Raw genomic sequence first — 2,216 nt, forward strand, 5'->3', positions numbered from 1 at the left:
CCAGCGGCTCGCGAAGGCTGCCACCAACCTCCGGAATCGGGATCCATACTCACGTTTCAGCCCTGTTCTGGCTGCGTCTCGAACGTACTAGCGGGCGAGAACTCAGTCAACTCCTCGATTTCCTGTTCCAAGCGCTCGACTTCCTGGCGCAGGACATCCGCTTCGGGGTCGTCGCTGACTGCCAACCGGTCTTTGAGTCCCTGCAGGCGCGTCTCCTTGCGTTCTTCGTCCACCTCGGCCTTGCGCACGTANCTGACTGCCAACCGGTCTTTGAGTCCCTGCAGGCGCGTCTCCTTGCGTTCTTCGTCCACCTCGGCCTTGCGCACGTACTCGCTTTCGGAGACATCGTAAACGGCCGATTCGGACACTGAAACGACATCCAGCGCTTCCTCGATTTTCGAGCGGTCAACGCCGACGAGTTGTTCGCGGTCGATGCCAGTCTCTGCGAACGCATCGAGCACTTCCTCATCGTCTTTGAGCGAGCGGTTCCGGCGCGTCGTCCGCTGAACCGAACCNGAACGCATCGAGCACTTCCTCATCGTCTTTGAGCGAGCGGTTCCGGCGCGTCGTCCGCTGAACCGAACCGTACTGGCCGTGGACTGGGCGGTCGTGACCGACGCGCTCCAAGAGCACATCGGTCACGTCCTGCCGCAGGTCGTTGGCGTTGCGCTGGACGTCCGACAGCAGCGTGTAGAGGTTCACCAGCACGGGCGTCTCGACGCTTTCGAGAGCGCTCATGTCCTCGCGTTCGAGCGCATCAATCAGCAAAAGCATGTCCGAATAGACGTCGATCTCGGGTTCTTCACGCTCGCTGTCCTGCTGGTCGTCTGCATTCGCGGTCATCGACAAGTGCGGTGCATCGTCCAGTACGGCGCTTTCGTCTGCCTCATCGAGCTCAGTCAACGTGTTCTCGCGTTCATCAAGTACGTAGCGCGGGTGGAGTGCGAGCACCGCTGCGTACGGTTCGGCTTGCGTCGGCAGCCGGGAGAGTTCGTAGCCATCGATTGCCTCGCGAGTGTGCTCGGCGAGCGCTTCGAACTGCTCGCGTTGCAGCGGTTGTGAGTCACCCGAATCGACGTCTTCGATGATGATTCGCTGCTCCTGAATGTCGGTGATTCGGAATCGCTTCGACGCCAGCGGCGTGATCAGCGTCGCGTCGGCGGGCAGTTTCTCACAGCGCTCGATCAGCGTCCCCCACGTCGCTCCGAACGGAATCGCCATAGGCACCACTCAGAACGTCACTGTCTAAAGAGCCGTGGGCGACACACCGGATTTCGAGTGGAAAACGGCTCTCTGGCGCGGTTCACCCCTCACACCACGTCGCTGTGGACGGGCACGGGACGGGCGGGACGAAGCAACTCCTCTCAGCTCATGAAGCTATGTCATAGGACGCGATCTCAGTTGAGCCACATCCCGGGCATGAATCGGCCTCTGGCTCGACGTTCGTACCGCAGTGACGGCATTCAACGATCGACTCCTCTGTCGTCCGGGAAAGTAGCCGTCTGATTGTCCGTATCATAAGAGGGGAGAGAGCGTGTGAGACACTCGTTTGAGGACCGGATCTGCACCGACCTCGATATTCAGCTATCCACCGGACGATGATAGAAGCTGTCCAACCGGACTGAAAGTGAAATCCCGACAGAGACGACCTGCTGGTTGTGTCCCAGCGAGTTACCACTCACTCGTCGGTCGGTGTGATTCGGACGGTCTCATCGACGTAGTAGATATGGCCACAGCTTTCGAGTTCGGTCAGCGCTGCTTGGGCGTCGGCTTCTCCAAAGTGCTCGTCGGCCTGAATCACTTCGAGAGCCTCGTCTTTCGTAANGCTTTCGAGTTCGGTCAGCGCTGCTTGGGCGTCGGCTTCTCCAAAGTGCTCGTCGGCCTGAATCACTTCGAGAGCCTCGTCTTTCGTAAGCTTCTCGCCGGACCCACCCGCCGCGTCGGTCAGCAGCGCAAGCGTGTCTTCGGCGAACGGTGATATCCGTCGCCCTTCATCCATGCACGTTGTTTCAACTGGCTGCATATGAATCTGTATCAGGCCCTCGAACTACAGCTCGTCGAGGTGCTCGATGCCCTCTTTCGAGACGTTCGCTTGAGTGATCGTTTCGGGCATCCAGTCGGGCTTGTCCTCGGGTGCTTGTTCGCGCCACGCCCACCCTTCGTAGATGTGGAGTTTCTTCGTTCCTTTCTCCCGCAAGCGAAAGCTCTCTCGGCTC

1 protein-coding gene and 1 pseudogene are annotated in these 2,216 nt (G+C 59.6%); both read right to left on the bottom strand.

Annotated elements, in window-relative coordinates; genetic code table 11:
* Window positions 1–56: 56 nt before the first annotated feature.
* A pseudogene (locus C448_RS00405) lies at window positions 57–1,221 on the bottom strand (hypothetical protein).
* An 826-nt stretch (window positions 1,222–2,047) separates the two neighbouring features.
* The coding region (locus C448_RS00415; protein ID WP_004051055.1) for a Non-histone chromosomal MC1 family protein at window positions 2,048–2,216 on the bottom strand (169 nt) is incomplete at its 5' end.

The sequence above is a fragment of the Halococcus morrhuae DSM 1307 genome (genome assembly GCF_000336695.1).
GTDB lineage: Archaea > Halobacteriota > Halobacteria > Halobacteriales > Halococcaceae > Halococcus > Halococcus morrhuae.